Annotated in this window: 15 protein-coding genes and 1 pseudogene; 8 read left to right on the top strand and 8 right to left on the bottom strand. The window is 72.0% G+C overall.

All coding sequences use genetic code 11. The features are described from left to right. Positions 1-90: 90 nt before the first annotated feature. Complete coding sequence (locus tag ACGF2Y_RS25970; protein ID WP_392951947.1) at positions 91-789, bottom strand: hypothetical protein; 699 nt, start codon at positions 787-789, stop codon at positions 91-93. 310 nt (positions 790-1,099) lie between these two features. Here ACGF2Y_RS25970 and ACGF2Y_RS25965 point away from each other — a divergent pair. From ACGF2Y_RS25965 to secD, 4 genes and pseudogenes are all read left to right on the top strand, one after another. Further along, a pseudogene (locus tag ACGF2Y_RS25965) lies at positions 1,100-1,759 on the top strand (helix-hairpin-helix domain-containing protein); the annotation flags it as partial. Positions 1,760-2,270: 511 nt separating this feature from the next. Next, the gene (locus ACGF2Y_RS25960) at positions 2,271-3,011 is read left to right on the top strand and encodes a rod shape-determining protein MreC (RefSeq protein WP_392951962.1); all 741 of its coding nucleotides are present in this window, start codon (positions 2,271-2,273) and stop codon (positions 3,009-3,011) included. Positions 3,012-3,040: 29 nt separating this feature from the next. Further along, complete coding sequence (locus tag ACGF2Y_RS25955) at positions 3,041-3,679, top strand: hypothetical protein (protein WP_392951944.1); 639 nt, start codon at positions 3,041-3,043, stop codon at positions 3,677-3,679. A gap of 35 nt (positions 3,680-3,714) precedes the next feature. Then, positions 3,715-6,138 carry a protein translocase subunit SecD gene (gene secD / locus ACGF2Y_RS25950; protein ID WP_392951941.1) on the top strand — a complete coding sequence of 808 codons (2,424 nt, stop codon included), beginning with the start codon at positions 3,715-3,717 and terminating at the stop codon, positions 6,136-6,138. A gap of 50 nt (positions 6,139-6,188) precedes the next feature. Here the strand turns inward: secD and ACGF2Y_RS25945 are convergent, their stop codons facing one another. Next, on the bottom strand, positions 6,189-7,079 hold the full coding sequence (locus tag ACGF2Y_RS25945; protein ID WP_392951938.1) for a helix-turn-helix domain-containing protein: 891 nt from the start codon (positions 7,077-7,079) through the stop codon (positions 6,189-6,191). 191 nt (positions 7,080-7,270) lie between these two features. On the opposite strand from ACGF2Y_RS25945, the gene ACGF2Y_RS25940 reads away from it, so the two are divergent. After that, the gene (locus ACGF2Y_RS25940; protein ID WP_392951936.1) at positions 7,271-7,576 is read left to right on the top strand and encodes a 4a-hydroxytetrahydrobiopterin dehydratase; all 306 of its coding nucleotides are present in this window, start codon (positions 7,271-7,273) and stop codon (positions 7,574-7,576) included. Between the two features lie 156 nt (positions 7,577-7,732). Here ACGF2Y_RS25940 and ACGF2Y_RS25935 read toward each other — a convergent pair whose 3' ends face one another. Further along, a complete protein-coding gene (locus tag ACGF2Y_RS25935; RefSeq protein WP_392951933.1) occupies positions 7,733-8,695 on the bottom strand; it encodes a LysR family transcriptional regulator in 963 nt (320 codons plus the stop codon). Between the two features lie 300 nt (positions 8,696-8,995). On the opposite strand from ACGF2Y_RS25935, the gene ACGF2Y_RS25930 reads away from it, so the two are divergent. Beyond that, positions 8,996-9,973, top strand: a complete 978-nt coding sequence (locus tag ACGF2Y_RS25930; RefSeq protein ID WP_392951930.1) for a class I SAM-dependent methyltransferase — start codon at positions 8,996-8,998, stop codon at positions 9,971-9,973. A gap of 165 nt (positions 9,974-10,138) precedes the next feature. On the opposite strand, the gene ACGF2Y_RS25925 is transcribed toward ACGF2Y_RS25930, so the two are convergent. The 4 genes from ACGF2Y_RS25925 to ACGF2Y_RS25910 form a co-directional block, all read right to left on the bottom strand. After that, positions 10,139-10,624: an RICIN domain-containing protein gene (locus tag ACGF2Y_RS25925; protein ID WP_392951927.1), complete on the bottom strand. Its 486-nt coding sequence runs from the start codon at positions 10,622-10,624 to the stop codon at positions 10,139-10,141. 101 nt (positions 10,625-10,725) lie between these two features. After that, positions 10,726-11,562 (bottom strand): aldo/keto reductase, encoded by an 837-nt coding sequence (locus ACGF2Y_RS25920; RefSeq protein ID WP_392951924.1) that lies wholly within the window; start codon positions 11,560-11,562, stop codon positions 10,726-10,728. 113 nt (positions 11,563-11,675) lie between these two features. Continuing rightward, the gene (locus tag ACGF2Y_RS25915; RefSeq protein WP_392951921.1) at positions 11,676-13,475 is read right to left on the bottom strand and encodes an AMP-dependent synthetase/ligase; all 1,800 of its coding nucleotides are present in this window, start codon (positions 13,473-13,475) and stop codon (positions 11,676-11,678) included. 412 nt (positions 13,476-13,887) lie between these two features. Further along, positions 13,888-14,778 (bottom strand): LysR substrate-binding domain-containing protein, encoded by an 891-nt coding sequence (locus ACGF2Y_RS25910; RefSeq protein ID WP_392951918.1) that lies wholly within the window; start codon positions 14,776-14,778, stop codon positions 13,888-13,890. A gap of 285 nt (positions 14,779-15,063) precedes the next feature. On the opposite strand from ACGF2Y_RS25910, the gene ACGF2Y_RS25905 reads away from it, so the two are divergent. Beyond that, entirely contained in the window at positions 15,064-16,113 is a 1,050-nt protein-coding gene (locus ACGF2Y_RS25905; protein ID WP_392951915.1) for a bile acid:sodium symporter family protein, read from the top strand. Between the two features lie 107 nt (positions 16,114-16,220). On the opposite strand, the gene fdhD is transcribed toward ACGF2Y_RS25905, so the two are convergent. Then, positions 16,221-17,069: a formate dehydrogenase accessory sulfurtransferase FdhD gene (fdhD, locus tag ACGF2Y_RS25900; protein WP_392951912.1), complete on the bottom strand. Its 849-nt coding sequence runs from the start codon at positions 17,067-17,069 to the stop codon at positions 16,221-16,223. Between the two features lie 241 nt (positions 17,070-17,310). On the opposite strand from fdhD, the gene ACGF2Y_RS25895 reads away from it, so the two are divergent. Further along, entirely contained in the window at positions 17,311-18,270 is a 960-nt protein-coding gene (locus tag ACGF2Y_RS25895) for a beta-ketoacyl-ACP synthase III (RefSeq protein WP_392951909.1), read from the top strand. Positions 18,271-18,494: the final 224 nt, after the last annotated feature.

Raw genomic sequence — 18,494 nt, 5'->3', positions numbered from 1 at the left:
GCAGCCTCGGCTACCGCAGTCCCGCCGAGTACGAGACCGCGCTCGCGGCCTGACCACCACACCAATGGTGTCCGTCAAAGCGGAGCAAGCTCAGTGCACGGCGTGTGCCCGGGCGACCGCGGGAACGCTGCACTGCTCGACCAGGTCACCGAACGGCAACGGTCCCGCCTCGGCGGCAGCCAACAGCTGATCATGGAGACCGAGGGGGTCGGACAGCGCCCGCCGACCCGCGCAGAGAGTGTCAACGGTTGTCACCACGTGCTCTCGCCAGCCGGTGACCACGCTGTAATTCCACCCGACCGCCAGCGCGGCCTCCGCCGACGCCGCGAACCTCACCTGGTCCTCCGGCCTGACCCGCCCGGCTGGGCGCACATCAACCAGCCAAGGCGCGGACTCAGTCAACAGCAAGAAGTCCGGCGTGTGCTCACCCGCTCCGCCCGAGGTCAGGAACCTGAGGCGAAACGGTTGAGCCAGCGCCTCCACCAGATCAGCCGCGAAGTCGGACACCAGGAGCAGCTGTTCTTCCTCGAAGCTCTCGAATCCGTGGTGCCGGTCGGTACTGACCAGATACTCCAGCCCTGGCCGGTGCCACTGGCCCGTCCGCCAGGCGAAGCGCCGCACCGGCCGGCTTCGCGCCACCTCGACCTCGCCCAGGTTCCGCACCGAGCAGGCCACCGGTGTCCGGCCGAAGCGCCAGGTCGCCGACCAGCGGTCACTCCAGCCCGCTTCGAGGTTCAGCGACTCCCTGCAGCGAGCGAAGCCGCCATGGAAACGGGCGAGATCGCCCACGCCACAAGCATCGGACCACAGAGCACCCGACCGGACAGCATCAGCCTCAGGGAACCCGTCAGAAATCGTTAAGGCCACGTCTCCACGCCCTCCGCCACTGCTTGATCACGTAGGGCGAACCTACGACGAAGATCGCTACCAGGGAGGTGATTCCGAGAATCACGCGCACGGACGTTCACCCCGTTCGACTCCCCAACGTGTACTCAAGTGACAAGAAGACGCAGAAGTTCGGGCGGACTTGGACGGGGCTGAACTGGCACCAGTGCAGGTCAGCGCATCAACTGAGTGCCAGACACCTCAGGGAGTCGCAACCTCCACGGACAACCTCCTGGCGGCCATCGACTCCGCCCGTACCCGGCCGCTCTCCCGGGTGTTCTGCGCCCTGGGCGTACGGGGCACGGGGCGCTCCATGTCGCGCCGCATCGCACGGTATTTCGCCACGATGGACCGGATCGTCGCCGCCGACGCGGAGACGCTCCAGCGGGTCGACGGCATAGGCAAGGAGAAGGCCGCCGCAGTGGTCGCCGAGCTGGTGGAGCTGGCACCGCTGATCGGCAAGCTCGTCGCGGCCGGGGTCAACATGACGGAGCCGGGCGCCACCCCGCCTCCGGAGCCCGGGACGGAGGAGACGGCCGACGCGGACGCGAAGGGGAGCGCGGAGGCCGGTGCGGAGACCGGTAGTGACGGTGGAAGCGGTTCCGCGCTGCCCCTGGCGGGGATGACCGTGGTGGTCACGGGCGCGATGTCCGGAGCGTTGGAGAAGCTGTCGCGCAACCAGATGAACGAATTGATCGAGCGGGCGGGCGGCAAGTCTTCCTCCAGCGTCTCCAAGCGCACGAGTCTGGTGGTCGCCGGGGAGAAGGCCGGATCCAAGCGCACCAAGGCGGAGACCCTGGGAGTGCGGATCGCCGTGCCGGAGGAATTCGCGGAGCTGGTCGGCGCGTTCCTGGCGGCGGGGGAGGAGGGCTGAGCCCGCCGCCTGCCGGGCACCCGTGAGGTTCACGCCTGTGAATCTGTGAGGAAGTAGCGTTCCACCACCCCGTATTGCATAGTGAGGGATCGGTCGTGCCTCGCTATCAGCGGGCCGACGGGGTGTGTGGACGGCTGCGACGGGCGGCCGGGGGCGAGGGACGATGCGTTCTGTGCACGACGAGCAGCGACCGGGTCGCGCCGTCCTCCCGTCGTGCGGACCCGTCGCCCCGTCGTCCGAAGCCGCTCCCGTCTCTGCTCCCCCGACCACTTCGGTACCGGCTGTTCACGTCCTGATCGCTTCCGCGCCCGGCGAGTGGCGAGGGCCACTTCGCCCGGGTGCGGGCCCATGGGGGAAGGGCCCCGGACCGCTTCGTGACGGGAGCGGCGCCGGGGCGTTCGGGGCGGGGCGTTCCCACAGCGGCCTCCGGACGCATCACCAGCACCGGCGCCAAGGCGAATTGGGCACCCTGGGCGCACCGGGCGGCCCCCAGGCCGCCCGGGGACCGGCCCTGGACCTCGGCAGCTCGCGCACCCGGGCCCGGGTTCCCGGCAGGGGGCTGGTTCTCGACCCGTTCCCGAACTCCGGCCCCCACGGGCGCGCGGAGCGGCCGGTCCGGCGCGGGCGGATCGTCGACCCCGGGCCCGGCGGCCGGCTGTTCGGCCGGATCGCCGACGCGGCCTTGGGCCCCGACCGCAGCGACAGCGTGAGCGTCCTCAGTCACCCCGTGCTCGCCGGGGCCGAACACCACACCGCCGCACGGGCCGTGCACGCCGGGCGCGGGGCGACGCGCGTCCTGGTCCTCAGCAGCTCCCGGGCCGCCGCTGTGTACGCCGGACCGAGGGAGACGGGCCCCCTTCCCGTCGTCGACGGGGGAGCCGAACTGACCGAGGTCACGCTCCTCGTGGGCGACCTGGTAGCGGACGCACGGCAGGCCGAGAGCGGCCTCGGCGGCCTGGGCCCGGTTGCGCTGCCCGCCGTCCTCGTCCGCACGGTGCTCGACGTGATCACGTCCAGGTGGCGGCACGACCGGCACGGCGCGATCAGCGGAGGCCCGCGCAAGGGCCCCGTCCTCGCGGCCGGCGGCGCGCTGCGGGCCGACGTCACCGATCGCATCGCCCGCTGCCTCGGCACCCGGGTGCGCCTGGCCGAGGACCCGTCGACCGCGGTCGTCCGGGGCGCCGGACAGATCCTCAGTTCCGTGCTCCGCCACCGGATGGCACCGCCCGAGCGTTCCGGCCGGCCGAGGTGACGCCGTACCCGGGACCGCCCCGGGCGCACATGTCCCGCTTGTCGTGTGTGCTGACCACGCTGCTGCTCACGGTTCTCACCCTGATCGGCGGCGCGGCCACGGCCAGCGGTGCGGCTCCCGCCCTGACTCCCCGAAGCCTCGCGCCGGCCGTCACCGTCGTCGCCTCGGCGCCCGCCGCACCGCAGACCCACCACACCGGAACCGACCACACCGGGCACGTCACCGGGCGGGACTTCCGGCAGCGTGCCCCGCACGACATCCGGCACCGCGCCGGGCACGACACCAGGTCCGACCGAGGAGGGTCCGACCGAGGAAGGCCGGACCACGCGAGCGGAGCCGTGGCCGAGGCGGGCACGGGCGCGGTGACGCAGGCCGGGCACGAGCAGCCCAGGGCGGCGGCCGATCCCGCGCAGGCTCCCCGGGCCGGCACCGGCCGACCGTACCTGCTGCTCCACGCACCGCCGCCGCCGCACGACGCGCTGACGCCCGCTCCGCCGGGGCCGGCCGAGCCGCGCGGCGGCGTACGACGGACCGCCGCGGAATCCTTCGACGCACCCGGCAGCCGCAGGGGTGCGCTCCCCGGCGTACGGGGGCCTCCGGGCAGGACCACCGGTCCCACGACCGGCCCTTCGTCCTGTTCTGCTGATCCGGCGTCGCGTCCTCACTGAGGTGAGGGCGTCCGGCGCCCCACCGGAGGATTTCCATGACTCGCGCCACCGCGGTGCGAGCGGTTCTGGCTGCGGCCGTCCTGCTCGTCTCCGTCGTCATCACCCTGACCATGTCGCCCAGACTCGGCCTCGACCTCCAGGGCGGCACCCGTATCGTGCTCCAGGCCCGGGACACCGCCACCGTCCAGGCGGACCGGGAGACGACCGACCGCACCCTGGAGGTGCTGCGGCAGCGCGTCGACTCGCTGGGCGTCTCCGAACCGACTCTGACCCGTTCCGGTGAGGACCGGATCATCGTCGAACTGCCCGACGTCCAGGATCCGCGCGAGGCCGCCGAGGTGATCGGCCGGACGGCCCAGCTCACCTTCCACGCGGTCGAAGGCCCGGCGGCCGAGGAACCGGGAGAGAAGACCCCGGGCTCCGACCTCACCACCGGCTCCGACCCCACCACCGACCGAGACCCCGCCACCGGCCCCGAGCCCGCCACCGACCCCGACTCCACCACCGGCTCCGAAGCCGATCCCGATCCCGACCGGCTGACCCTTCCCGACGAGCAGGGCCGTGTCCTCGCTCTCGGCCCCACCCGGCTCTCCGGCGCGGGCGTCGAAGACGCCACCCCCGCGTTCGACGCGCAGGGAGGAGCGGGCTGGAGCGTGTCGCTCGAATTCCGGAAGGGTGCCGGAAAGGACTGGACCCGGCTGACCGGCGAGGCCGCCTGCCATCCCGCCGGGGACGACCGTCGCCGGGTCGCCATCGTCCTCGACGAGAAGGTCATCTCCTCGCCGCAGGTCGACCCCTCGGTCGGCTGCCGGGCCGGACTGCCGTCCGGGGCCACCCAGATCACCGGCTCGTTCAGTGCGGACGAGGCGCGTGACCTGGCGCTGCTCATCAAGGGCGGGGCCCTGCCCGTACCCGTCGAGATCGTCGAGCAGCGGACCGTCGGCCCGACGCTCGGCGCGGCGGCCATCGACGCGAGCGCCCGGGCGGCCCTCATCGGAGCAGCCGCCACCGCGCTCTTCATCATCCTCGTCTACCGCCTCTTCGGTGCGCTGGCCGCCGTGGCGCTCGCCGCGTACGGGGTGATCTCCTACGCCGCGCTCGTCGCGCTCGGCGTCACGCTGACCCTCCCCGGGCTCGCCGGATTCGTCCTCGCGATCGGGACGGCGGTCGACGCGAACGTCCTGGTCTTCGAACGGGCCAGGGAGGAGTGCGCCGAACGGCCGAAGCGCTCCCTGCGTTCAGCGCTGACCACCGGATTCAAGAAGGCGTGGAGCGCGGTCGCCGACTCCAACGCGACCACACTGATCGCGGCCGGACTGCTCTTCTTCCTGGGCTCGGGCCCGGTCAAGGGCTTCGGGGTCACCCTCGCCATCGGGGTCGCCGCCTCGATGTTCTCCGCACTGGTCATCGCCAGCGCGCTCACCGAGATCGCCGCGAACTCCCGCTTCGTCAGCGACTACCGGAGCGTCAACGGCATCGCTCGCCCCGGCGCCGTACGGACCTGGCTGGTCCGCAAGGACCCGCCACTCTTCCGGAAACCGGTCCGCTGGCTGTTCGTCTCGGTGGCCCTGATCGCGGTCGCGTTGTCCGGGATCGTGGTGCGCGGGGTCGACCTGGGCGTCGAGTTCACCGGGGGCCGGCTGATGGAGTACTCCACCAGCCGCCCGGTCGACGTCGAGACGGCCAGGGACACGCTGGCCGCCGCGGGGTTCGGCGACGCCGAGGTCACCACGGCGGGCGACGCCGATCTGTCCGTACGCACCGGGAAGCTCGACAACGACGGTGAGCACGCTCTGCGGACCGCACTCGCCGAGGAGGGGGGCGAGACGACGAAGGTACGGGACGAACTGATCGGCCCGAGCCTCGGCGACGAACTGCGGCGCAACGCGCTGATCGCCCTCGGGGTCGCGGTGGCCGTGCAGCTGGCCTATCTGGCGGTCCGGTTCCGCTGGACGTTCGCCGTGGCCTCCGTCGGGGCCATGGCGCACGACGTGATCCTCGTGGTGGGGGCCTTCGCCTGGCTGGGGCGGCCGGTGGACGGCATCTTCCTGGCCGCCCTCCTCACCGTCATCGGCTACTCGGTCAACGACTCGGTGGTGGTCTTCGACCGGGTACGCGAGCTGTGGAGGGCGAACCGGCGGACACCGCTGGACACGATCGCCCGCCGGGCCGTCCTCCAGACCGTTCCGCGCACGGTGAACACCGGGATGGGCGCCCTGTTCATCCTGGCCGCACTCGCGGTGCTGGGCGGCGATTCGCTGGCCGACTTCGCGCTCACCCTGCTCATCGGCGTCTGCGTCGGCACCTGGTCCTCGGTGTTCACCGCCGTACCGGGGGCGCTCGCCCTGGAGCGGACGGCCAAGGCCCCGCCGCCCGCACCAGGGAAGGGGAACGGCACGAGGCGCGGGCGTGCCGGTGCGTCCGGGCGCGCCCCGCTCGACAACGGAGCCCGTGTCTGAGGTGACTCGACAACGGAGCCCGTGTCGACAACGGAGCCCGGGTCCGGTGATCAGGACGGGACGTGGGCGTGCAGATAGGCGGCGGTCTCCCGGTCGGCGGGGAGGAACGTCTCGATGGCCAGCTCGGCCACCGTCACGTCCATCGGCGTGTTGAACGTCGCGATCGACGACACGAACGACAGCACCCGGCCCCCGTGTTCGAGCAGCATCGGCAGCGCGAACGCGGCGGGCCGCTCCCGCTCCGTACGGCCCGGCCGGCGGGCGCGGCCCGTGCCGCTCCCCCGGTCGGTGCGGTCCATACGGTCCATGCGGTCGGTGCGGTCGGTGCGGTCCGTGCCGTTCGCCCGTGCGGGGACTGGATAGGCGGCCACCTCGTCGTACAGCTGACGCAGTTCGGGAGAGCGTACGAGGGCGATCTGACGGTCCATCTGTGCCAGCAGGTCCGCCCGCCACGCCGGGAGGTTCACGATGCGCGGGGCGAGCCCCTCCGGATGAAGGGTGAGCCGCATGGCGTTCACCGGCGGGGCCAGCAGCTTCTCCGGCACCCCTTCCAGCAGCAGCGCGATGCCCCGGTTGGCCGCCACCACCCCGTAGGTGCCGTCCACCACGAGCGCCGGATACGGCTCGTACGCCGTGAGCAGCCGGTCGAGACTCTCACGCAGGGCAGCCATCGCGGGGTCGTCGAGCGGCGTCTGCGCATAGCGGGGCGCGTAACCGGCGATCACGAGCAGCGCGTTGCGTTCACGGACCGGGACGTCCAGCTGCTCGGCCAGCCGCAGGACCATGTCCTCGCTGGGCCGGGAGCGGCCCGTCTCGATGAACGAGATGTGGCGGGCCGAGGAGTCCGCGCGCAGGGCCAGCTCCAACTGGCTGATGCGCCGCTGCACCCGCCAGTCGCGCAGCAGTGGCCCTACTCCTGTGTCGGGCAAGACAGTCGTCATGCCAAGACCGTAACGTCACCGGCGGGCCGGAGCCGGTACGGGCCGCCCCGGCCCGCACCGGTGACGTACGCGCCGATCCACCGAGAGCCACGCGTCCAGACCTCCGTCACTCACACCCCGTCACTCTGACCCCCGTCATCCAGACCCATGCCACTCACACCCACGCCACCGAGACCCATGGGAGTCGTTCCATGAGCGCCGAACCGCTGTCGCCGACCGAGATCGAGCGCAGGCTGGTGAGCCTGCCCGGCTGGGCGCTGGAGGGGGACCGGATCACCCGGACCTTCCGGCTGCCCTCCCACTTCGCCGCCGCCGCGCTGACGGTCCACATCGCGCGGATCCAGGACGAGCTGAACCACCATTCCGACCTGACGCTCGGGTACAACACGGTGGCCCTCTCCGTCCACACGCACGACGCGGGAGGCGCGGTCACCGAGAAGGACCTTGCGCTCGCCACCCGGGTGGCGTCCGCCGCCCCGGCCCACGGAGCCGAGTAGTCCGGCGGAGCCGAGTGGTCCCACGGAACCGAGTGGTCCGCGTCCGGTGGGGGCGAACTGCCGCCGGACGCACCGAACAACCGGACGGGACACAATAGCTGGCGGGGCCGAGCCGCCCGGCAGCGCCGCCGGTGCCCGCCCGGTCCGGTTCCGGGCTCAGGCCACCGTGCCGAACCTCGGGTGCGCGCCGAGCCACTGGGCGTAGCTCGGGCTGCGCGACACCGCCTCCGTGTACGCCGCACGGGTCGCCCCGGCCACCGTCCCCGCCGCGGCGTCCGCGGCGGGGGAGTGCGGGTGCCAGCCCACCAGATGACGCCAGCTGAGCGGTGCGCCGGCCAGCGGCCTGGTCACCAGGCCGGGCGCCGGCGGGAACGTCGCCCGGCACAGGCCTATCGCCCGCCCCACCTGCACCAGATGGACGACGGATGAGGTGTCCGTCTCGTACACCGACACCGGGGTGAAGCCCGACCGCGCGCAGGCCGCGGTGAAGCAGTCGGCGAAGCAGCCGTCGCCCGGAACGTCCGCCCAGCACTCGTCCGCGAGCGCGGCCAGGTCCAGTTCCGCCTCGCCGGCCAGGGCGTGATCCTCCGGCAGCATCACGAAGACCGGGTCCACCCCGACGACCTCCCAGACCAGCCGGTCCACCAGCGGCGGCGGACTCTCGCCGCACGTACCGATCAGCGCGAAGTCCAGCCGGCCGTCGATCACCAGTGAGGCGATCTCGGACACCGACCACGAGGTGTACGTCGACACCGGCACCGACGGATGCGCGGCGGCCATCCGGTCCACCAGACCGCCGAGCAGCGGACCGTGCGTGCCGCCCAGCCGGAACCGGTCCAGCGACCCCGTGGCATTGGCGAACCGCACAGCCTCCGCCTGGAGTTCACTGACGGCGGGCAGCACCACCCGGGCCCGCTCCAGCACCAGTTCGCCGAGCGGAGTGGCACGTGCTCCGGTGTGGTCGCGGTCGAAGAGAGTGCCGCCCAGGGCCTTCTCGATCCGCCGCAGCTGAGCGCTGAGAGCGGGCTGGGCAAGCCCCAGCGTGGCGGCGGCCTTGGTGAGGCTGCCTGTGTCGGCTATGGCACGGACCGTTCGCAGATGGCGCAACTCCAGCTCCATAAAGGCAAGTTATGGGCCCGTGAGCACCCCGGCAATATGTGTGCTCCGCCTACCGTTCGGTCGGTGTACACATCGCGGTGGTGCGCAAGCCCGATCCGTACGCCGTCGCCGACGTGCGGATCCGGCCTCTGCTGGGCCCGCTCGACGCGGAGATCGCCCCCAGGGCGGGCGGGCCGGAGCGTGGTCCTGGGCCGGCTGCTGAGCCTGCCGCTCGTCGCCGTGCGCCGGGGGGACCACTCAGATTTTGCCGGATCAGCAAGGGAGATTGCCGCGCGGCCGTTGCTTGGGGAAGCTGATCCCATGAGCAGCCACGCCGGTCACGGCCACCACGACGCGCCCGCACCCGCCACGCCCGTACCCGCCCATACGCACGCCCATACGCATGCTCACGCGCACGGATCGGGTGGCGATCCGGCGACGGACATCGACTGGGACGTCCTGGGTCCCTTGCTGGAGCAGGAGGCCGAACTCAACGGCGCGCAGTACGAGGAGGCGGCCCGCTGGATCGCCGCTCTGCCCACCGCGCCGAAGGTTCGCCGGGTCCTGGACATCGGCAGCGGTCCCGGCGTCGTCTCCTGTCTGCTGGCCGAGGTCTTCCCGGAGGCCGAGGTGGTGGCCGTGGACGCCACGCCCGCTCTCCTGGAACGCGCGAAGAAGCGAGCGCGTCGCCTCGGCGTGATCGACCGCTTCCAGACGCTGGAGGCCGAACTCCCCCAAGACTTCGAACGGTTGGGCGAGGCCGATCTGATCTGGGCGGGCAACTCCCTGCACCACCTGGGCGACCAGCGCGCCGCCCTGGCGGGCTTCGCCGGACTCCTGCGGCCCGGCGGCACGGTCGCACTCGTCGAGGGCGGACTGCCCACCCGGCGGCTGCCCCGCGACATCGGCATCGGACAGCCCGGTCTGGAGGCCCGCATGGGCGCGGCCGCCGCCACGCGCTTCGAGCACATGCGTTCCGAACTCCCGGGTGCGAAGCGGGAGACCGAGGACTGGAGCGCGCTCTTCACCGCGGTCGGCCTCGTCCCGCAGGGCACCCGCAGCTTCCTTCTCGACCTGCCCGCCCCGCTCTCCGAGGCCGCCCGCGACCATGTCGTCGCGAGCATCACCCGCGAGCGCGAGGTGCTCGGCGACCTGCTGACGGCCGAGGACAGCGCCGTACTGGAACGCCTGCTGGACCCCGAGGACCCCGAAGGCCTTCACCACCGCCCCGACGTCCACCTGCTCACCGCCCGTACCGTGCACCTGGGCCGACGGGACCAGGGGCGTCCCGTGCGCTGACCGGGAAGGACCGCCGGGGCCGGCTGTCCGGCCCGGCGGCGGGTGCCGGAGGTGCGTCCATGCCGCGCTCCCCGGTGCCGGGGGACCGGGACCGGGGGCCGGAGGACCGGAGGGCGGTGAGCGTGTCGGTGTCGCCCCGCGGCTACTCGGAGGACCTGATCTCGATCAGCTGACGGGCGTTTCCCGTGGCGCCGGCTCCAGCTGCCACCACTGGAAGGGGGAGTCGGTGTCCTCCCACTGCTGAACCGTGCCCCCGTCCTCGGTGGAACGGTCCGCGACCTCCATGACGAGCCCGCTGATGAAACTCACCAGCGTCACCGTCCCGGGCGCCTCCGGATGCTGCTCGATCAGCCACTCCTGGGCGCCGAAGTTGTTGGCCTTCCACTGCTGGATCCGGGTGCCGTTCTGCGTGTCGGCGTTGGCCACGTCCAGCCGCTTCCCGCTGTGCTCGTTGACCAGGTGGAAGAGGGCCGCGCCCTCGTGCACCGGGGTCAGCCGCCACACCTGCGCGGCCGTCCCGTCGTCCTCGCCCTGCTGGACCCGGGCCCCGCTGCCCTTGGCCGCGCCGTACACCTCCAGCAGCAGCCGGCTGCCGACGTTGCGCAGGCGGTACGGGCCCGCCTCGACGACGGGCGCGAGTTCGCCGCTCATGTTCCCTGTCTCCCCGGTTGACGTGTGCACTGCCGCTGGGACACCTGCCGACGGCGGTATCCCCACCGGAACCACGGTGGGGATACCGGGCAGCCGGACGTTCAGGCGCCGACGTTGAACTCCGCCGGGTCGGGGCCGAGCCGCTTGCCCTCGTCCAGGGCCGCGAAGGCGGCGAGGTCGTCGGCGTCCAGCTCGAAGCCGAACACATCGAGATTCTCCTTGATCCGTGACGGGGTCACGGACTTCGGGATCACGATGTTGCCGCTCTGCAGATGCCAGCGCAGCACCGCCTGGGCAGGCGTACGGCCGTGCTTCTGGGCGATGGCGACGACCGTCGGCACCTCCAGCAGGCCCTTGCCCTGGCCCAGCGGTGACCACGCCTCGGTGGCGATGCCGTGTTCGGCGTGGAAGGCGCGCGCCCCGGCCTGCTGGAGCTGCGGGTGCAGCTCGATCTGGTTGACGGCCGGAACCACGGAGGTCTCGCCGAGCAGCCGCTTCAGGTGCTCGGGGTGGAAATTCGACACGCCGATGGCCTTCGCGCGGCCGTCGGCGAGGATCTGCTCCAGCGCCTTGTACGTGTCGGTGTACGCGTCCTTCGCCGGGACCGGCCAGTGGATCAGGTACAGGTCGACGTAGTCCAGGCCGAGCTTGTCCAGCGAGGCGTCGAAGGCGCGCAGGGTGCGGTCGTGGCCCTGCTCGCTGTTCCACAGCTTCGTGGTGACGAAGAGTTCGTCGCGGGCGACGCCGGAGGCGGCGATGGCCTTGCCGGTGCCCGTCTCGTTCTCGTAGATCGCGGCGGTGTCGATGCTCCGGTACCCGGTCTCGATGGCCGTGACGACCGCCTTCTCCGCCTCGTCGTCCGGCACCTGCCAGACACCGAATCCGAGCTGCGGCATGTCGAGGCCGTTGTTGAGGGTGATGGAGGGGACCTGGCTCACGTGCGGTCGATCCTAACGTCGTCGGTTTGATGGCTCCCCACGACAACGACCGGGCGGGCTCAGGCATTCCCGCCCTGCTCCGGCAGCCTCTGCCGCGCGGTTCCGCCGCCGGGTCAGTGATACAGCGCGTCGACCTCGACCGCGTACGTCGTCTCGATCGCCTTGCGCTTCAGCTTCAGCGAGGGCGTCAGCAGCCCCAGCTCCTCGGTGAACGGATGGGCCAGGATCCGGAACGTACGGATCGACTCGGCCTGGGACACAGCCGTGTTGGCGGCCACCACCGCCCGGCGGACCTCCATCTCCAGGTCCGGGTCCCGCACCAGGTCGGCCGGACCGAGCGGGGTGCGGCCCTGCATCGCCAGCCAGTGGTCCACGGACTCCTGGTCGACGGTGACCAGCGCAGCGATGTACGGGCGGTCGTTGCCGACGACGATGCACTGGGCCACCAGCGGATGCGCCCGTACGCGCTCCTCCAGGCCGGCCGGGGAGACGCTCTTGCCGCCGGACGTCACCAGGATCTCCTTCTTCCGCCCGGTGATCGTCAGATAGCCGTCCTCGTCCAGCGCCCCGAGGTCCCCCGTCGCCAGCCAGCCGTCCTGCAGCACCGCCCGGGTGGCCCCCGGGTTGCCCAGATAGCCGGAGAACACGTTCGGCCCGTGCACCCACACCTCGCCGTCGTCCGCGATGTGCACCGACGTCCCCGGAATCGGCTGCCCGACCGTCCCGTACCGGATGCGCTCGGGAGGGTTCGCCGTCGCCGCGGCGGTCGACTCGGTCAGCCCGTACCCCTCGAAGACGCTCACCCCGGCGCCCTCGAAGAACAGCCCGAGCCGGCGGTCCATGCCCGAGCCGCCCGACATCGCGTGCCGCACCCGGCCGCCCATCGCGTCGCGGACCTTCTTGTAGACGACCTTGTCGAAGCACTGGTGCTGCATCCGGAGCCCGGCCGAAGGCCCCGGCCCGTCCCCGAACGCCTTCTGCTCCAGCGCCTCGGCGTACTTGACCGCGATGTCGACGGCCTTGCCGAACGGACCTGCCCGGCCCTCCGCCTCGGCCTTGCGCCGGGCCCCGTTGAGCACCTTCTCGAAGATGTACGGCACCGCCAGGATGAACGTCGGCCGGAACGCCACCAGGTCCGGCATCAGCGCGTTCGCGGACAACTCCGGCTGATGGCCGAGCTTGACCCGGCCACGGATCGCGGCGATCTCGACCATCCGGCCGAAGACATGGGCCAGCGGCAGGAAGAGGAGAGTGGCCGCCTCGTCGCCGGGCCTGGAACGGAACACCGGCTCCCAGCGCGTGACCATCGTGTCGCTCTCGAACATGAAGCTCGCGTGAGTGATCACGCACCCTTTGGGGCGGCCCGTCGTCCCCGAGGTGTAGATGACGGTCGCCACGGAGCCGGGCGTCACCGCGCGCCGGTGCCGGTGCACCACCTCGTCGTCGATGTTCGCGCCCGCCCCGAGCAGCTCGTCCACCGCTCCGGCGTCCAGCTGCCACAGCCGCTTCAGGCGCGGCAGCCGGTCGATCACCGAGCCGACCGTCATCGCGTGGTCCTCGTGCTCGACCATCACCGCCACCACCTCGGCGTCGTGCAGCATCCACAGGACCTGCTCGGCGGAGGAGGTCGGGTAGACCGGCACCGACTGGGCCCCGACGGTCCAGAGCGCGAAGTCGAAGAGCGTCCACTCGTAGCGCGTACGGGACATCAGAGCGACCCGGTCGCCGAACCGCACCCCGTGCGCGATCAGTCCTTTGGCCAGGGCCAGCACCTGATCGCGGAAGTCCCCGGAGGTCACATCGCGCCACTGGCCCCCGGCGTCCTTGCGGCCGAGCGCGACGCGGTGCCGATCGTCCTTCGCGTAGTCGAAGACCACATCGGCCAGACCGCCGACCTGAGGCGCCGCGGCCATGGGCGGGACAGTGAAATCACGCAATGACATGCTCCTAACGGCGCTCCGCACAGCGTCGCGACGCTACCCCAAGCGGGTGCCCGGCGGGAGGGGCCCGAACCCTCCGCACTCCGTGCCGGCAGCAACGGGAAACCGTCGCAATCCGGCCAGATGGGCAAGGGCAGGGGCTGTCCTGTGATCCACCAGGGATGACGGGACAGCCCTTCGGGCGTCCGGCCGGTCCAGTTCTGACGGAGTGGTAAGCGGCTCGCACCGGAATCTCCACCGAATCCGACCGCTGCGGTCACTGCCGGATCGCGGAGCGGCTACGGTCCTACCCTGCGGCCGGTGCGCGGAGTGGCTGCGGTCCCTTCCCCGCTGCCGGTGCGCGGAGTGGGCTGGGGTCCTTAGCCCCAGCCGGTTTGCAGAGCGGCTACGGTCCTTCCCCGCCGGTCCGGCGGTGCAGCCGGTCGCCGCCCGCCAGGATCGCGGAGGCCAGCGCGTCGGCCGCCTCCTGGGCCGCGCCCCGGCGGTTCCCGTGCAGCAGGACGAAGTCGACGAGGCCGAGCTCCGGCAGCCCTGCCCTGGCCGGCACCGGCACCAGCCCCGGCGGGACCATCCCCCGGGAGTGCGCCATCACCCCCAGGCCCGCCCGCGCCGCCGCGACCAGACCGCTCAGGCTCGTACTCGTACAGGCGATCCGCCAGGCCCGCCCGTGTTCCTCCAGCACCTCCAGGGCGCGGGCACGGGTGATGGCCGGCGGTGGGAAGACGACCAGTGGCACGGGGCGCTCCGGATCGACGCGCAGCTGCGGCGCGCCGATCCAGTCCAGCGCGTCCTGCCACATGAGCTCTCCGTGGGTGTCACCGGTGCGCCGCTTGGCCAGCACCAGATCCAGCCGGCCCGCCGCGAGCTGCCGGTGCAGCGTCCCGGACAGCTCCACGGTGAGCTGGAGCTCGACCTCCGGATGGTCACGGCGGAAGGACTCCAGGATCTCGGGGAGCCGGGTCAGAACGAAGTCCTCGGAGGCCCCGAAGCGCAGCCGGCCGCGCAGCCGGGTGCCCGCGAAGAACGCCGCGGCCCGCTCGTGCGCCGACAGGATCGTCCGGGCGAAGCCGAGCATCGCCTCGCCGTCCTCGGTGAGGTCGACGCGATGGGTGTCCCGGGCGAACAGCTGCCGCCCGGCCGCCCCCTCCAGCCGCCGTACGTGCTGGCTGACCGTGGACTGGCGGATCCCGAGCCTGCGGGCGGCCTGGGTGAAGCTCAGCGTCTGGGCCACGGCGAGGAAGGTACGCAGCTGGGCGGGGTCGTACGAGGCGTCCATGGATCCACGTTATCGGGATCCATGATGACAGTCAGAGCGGTATGCCTGATTCCCGATGGGGAGGTGCGGGAGCAGGATGGATGCCGTCATAGCCTGCTGTTCGCGCGCATGGCCGGGGGCCCGCAAGGCCGCGCGGCTGCAAGGCTGCGCGCGAGGCCGCCCGCTGCCTGTACGTAAGCCGTCCGCAAGGCCGCCCGCTGCCTGTACGTAAGCCGTCCGCAAGGCCGCCCGCCAGGCCCGCCCGCCCGTCCGGCCCGGCCGACCGAGCCCTGGAGACCCGAGCAGATGACCCGCCGCATCCCGAGACCGCCGTCCTGGCTGCCGGTCGACGTCCACGTCCTGTCGCTGGCCGCGACCGTGGTCCTCGCGTCGCTGCTGCCCGCCCGGGGGGCCGCCGCCGATGTCACGGGCGGGGCCTCCACCGGGGCGGTCTCCCTGCTGTTCTTCCTCTACGGGGCGCGGCTCTCCACGGCCGAGACGCTCGACGGGCTCAAGCACTGGCGCCTCCACCTCACCGTCCTGGCCTGCACCTTCGCCGTCTTCCCGCTGCTGGGGCTGGCGAGCGGAGGACTGGTGCCGTACGTGCTGACGCCCGAGCTCCAGGCGGGCTTCCTCTTCCTGTGCCTGGTCCCCTCCACCATCCAGTCGTCCATCGCCTTCACCTCGATCGCCCGGGGCAATGTGCCCGCCGCGCTCTGCGCCGGGTCCTTCTCCAGCCTCGCCGGGATCCTCCTGACCCCGCTGCTCGCCGCCCTGCTCCTCGGCTCGGCCGGGGGCGGGTTCTCGGCGGACTCCCTGCTGAGGATCGTGCTCCAACTGCTCGTCCCGTTCCTCGCCGGACAGCTGTCGCGGCGCTGGGTCGGCGGTTTCCTCACCCGGCACAGGAAGGTGCTCGGTCTGGTCGACCGGGGGTCGATCCTGCTCGTCGTCTACACCGCGTTCGGCGAAGGGATGGTCGCCGGCGTCTGGCACCAGGTCACCCCGGTCAGGCTCGGCGCACTGCTCGCCGCCGAGGCGGTCCTGCTGGCGCTGATGCTCACCCTGAGCTGGTACGGGGCACGGCGGCTCGGGTTCGGCCGGGCGGACCGGATCGTCATCCAGTTCGCCGGGTCGAAGAAGAGCCTGGCGGCCGGGCTGCCGATGGCGAGCGTGATCTTCGGGGCGCACGCGAGCCTGGCCGTGCTGCCCCTGATGCTCTTCCACCAGATGCAGCTGATGGTCTGCGCGGTGATCGCCGCACGCCGCTCCCGCGACCCCGAACCGCCGGGGGACCCGGCCGGCTCCGAGGGCTCCGCGCCGGGGGCCGCCACAGCCGTTCCGGCCGCGATGACCTGAGAACCACCGCGTTCAGCCCCCGGGGTCGCCGCTCCAAGCCCTGCCGGTCCGCTGCCTCAGCCCTGGCCCCCCGGGGTCGCCGCTCCAAGCCCTGCCGGTCCGCTGCCTCAGATCTGCCGGTCCGCCGCCTCCAGCGCGATCCGGTGCTCACCGGCGTACACGTTCATCGACGGGCCGCGCAGGAAGCCGACCAGCGTCAGTCCGCTCTCCGCCGCCAGGTCCACCGCCAGCGACGACGGCGCCGAGACCGCCGCGAGAACCGGGATCCCCGCCATCACGGCCTTCTGCGCCAGCTCGAACGAGGCCCGCCCCGACACCAGCAGAACGGCCCGCGACAGGGGCAGCCGGTGGTCCGTCAGCGCCCGGCCCACCAGCTTGTCGACCGCGTTGTGCCGGCCGACGTCCTCGCGGATGTCCAGCAGCTCGCCCTCCTCGGAGAACAGTGCGGCGGCGTGCAGGCCGCCCGTCCGGTCGAACACCTGCTGTGCGGCCCGCAGCCGGTCCGGGAGGCCGGACAGCAGCTCCGGGGTGACCCGCACCGGGGGAGCGTCGGCCACGGGGTGCCGGGTCGTGGTGCGTACCGCGTCCAGGCTGGCCTTGCCGCACAGGCCGCACGAGGAGGTGGTGTAGACGTTCCGCTCCAGCGTGATATCGGGGACAACGACCCCGGACGCGAGCTTCACGTCCACCACGTTGTAGCTGTTCACGCCGTCCGCCGTTGCCCCGGCGCAGTAGACGATCGACTGCACCTCGTTCCCCTCCGCGATCACCCCCTCGCTGACCAGGAAGCCCGCGGCCAGCGCGAAATCGTCGCCCGGCGTACGCATGGTGATGGCCAGCGGCCGGCCGTTCAGACGGATCTCCAGCGGTTCCTCCGCCACCAGGGTGTCTGCGCGGGAGGAGACGGCACCGTCCCGGATGCGGAGGGTGCGGCGGCGTTCGGTGACCCGTCCCATGGATGTGAACCCGATTCTGTACGTGTGCGGCGGCTTCTGTCCGTACAGGGAAGCCGAAACCTGACCCCGTCATTCTCCGGCACCCGCACCGGCGTGTCGCTGCCGCCGGCGCAGCACGCTGACCAGGCAGTTGTCAAGGCTCCAACGTGTGGGCCGGATTCCTGTGGGATCACGTGCCCCCGTACCCGCTGGTAGCGACCAAGACTGGATGTTTCCTGCCTACCTGACGATGGGAACCCGTATGACCGGCTCACGTGTCGTGGCGCTCGGCCACTACCAGCCCGCCAAGGTGCTCACCAACGACGATCTGGCGGCCATGGTCGACACGAGCGACGAGTGGATCACCAGCCGGGTCGGTATCAAGACCCGCCATGTGGGTGGCCCCGACGAGCCGGTGGACGAGATGGCCGCGCACGCGGGAGCCAAGGCGCTGGCCGCGGCCGGGCTGGTGCCATCGGACATCGACCTGGTCCTCGTCGCCACCTCCACCGCGATCGACCGGTCCCCGAGCATGGCGGCACGGGTCGCGGCACGGCTCGGCATGGGTTCGCCCGCCGTGATGGACATCAACGTGGTGTGCTCCGGCTTCACGCACGCGCTGGCCACCGCCGACCACGCGATCCGGGCCGGTGCGGCGACCCGGGCCCTGGTCATCGGCGCCGACAAGATGGCCGACATCGCGGACTGGACCGACCGCAGCACCTGCGTCCTGCTCGGTGACGGCGCGGGCGCCGCCGTCGTCACCGCCGACCCGGCCGCCCCCGACACCCCGGACGGGCCCGGCATCGGACCGGTGCTGTGGGGCTCCGTGCCGGAGATGGGCAACGCGGTCCGCATCGAGGGCACGCCGCCGCGCTTCGCGCAGGAGGGGCAGTCCGTCTACCGCTGGGCCACCACCCAGCTCCCCCCGATCGCCCGCCAGGTCTGCGAGAAGGCGGGCATCGCCCCGGAGGACCTGGCCGCCGTCGTCCTGCACCAGGCCAATCTGCGGATCATCGAGCCGGTCGCCCGCAAGATCGGCGCGGTCAACGCCGTCATCGCCCGGGACGTGGTGGACTCGGGCAACACCTCGGCCGCCTCCATCCCGATGGCCCTGTCCAAGCTGATCGAGCGTGGTGAGGTCGCCTCGGGCGCGCCCGTCCTGCTCTTCGGATTCGGCGGAAACCTCTCGTACGCGGGTCAGGTCATCCGCTGCCCCTGACCCCGTCCGCTGCGGCTGACTCAGCTGCCGCCCCTGGCTCAGCTGCCGCCTCTGACCGCCCCCGAGCACCGGTGCGGCCTCTGACCGAGGATCTTTGTCCTGGGTGTGGAGAAAGCCGGGGTTGATTCCTGCGCAACTTCTTCCCACCCCGGGAAAGCGCTGCTACGTTCCCCTCGAAAGCCCGACGGACTGGCCGATGTGGCGGGGAGGGACGCGTGAGACGC

Origin of the sequence: Streptomyces sp. NPDC048142 (genome assembly GCF_043202835.1) — a bacterium.
Classification (GTDB): domain Bacteria; phylum Actinomycetota; class Actinomycetes; order Streptomycetales; family Streptomycetaceae; genus Streptomyces.
The sequence above is the reverse complement of the archived record's forward strand: the minus strand, read 5'-3'. Positions and strand labels throughout refer to the sequence as shown.